At 39.9% G+C, this 258-nt stretch carries 1 protein-coding gene; it reads left to right on the top strand.

What is annotated here, in order from left to right; all coding sequences use genetic code 11:
* The coding region (locus tag AAEY62_RS23325) for a hypothetical protein (protein WP_350636817.1) at window positions 1-258 on the top strand (258 nt) is incomplete at both ends.

Consider the following 258-nt stretch of genomic DNA (forward strand, 5'->3'; position numbering starts at 1 on the left):
GTATACACTTATACAAACCACCTATACCCATTTATTGAAGTAGTCCATGGTGAGTTGCGAGTAGGACTTAAAAGTGGTGGAAAATATAAAGTGCCGGTAGGCGACATTCAATTACGAATTGATAAAAACAAAGCTTGGGATATTTCAACAAATGAAACCCCTGTTGAAACCTCAGTGAGTGCGAAAGATAACCCTCAAGTAGATGTCATCTCTGAATACACTAAAAACCTTCCGGCAGAGCAGCGCGAACTGGTTATT

The organism is Pseudoalteromonas sp. GW168-MNA-CIBAN-0100 (genome assembly GCF_040309225.1).
GTDB classification, from domain to species: Bacteria; Pseudomonadota; Gammaproteobacteria; order Enterobacterales; family Alteromonadaceae; genus Pseudoalteromonas; species Pseudoalteromonas arctica.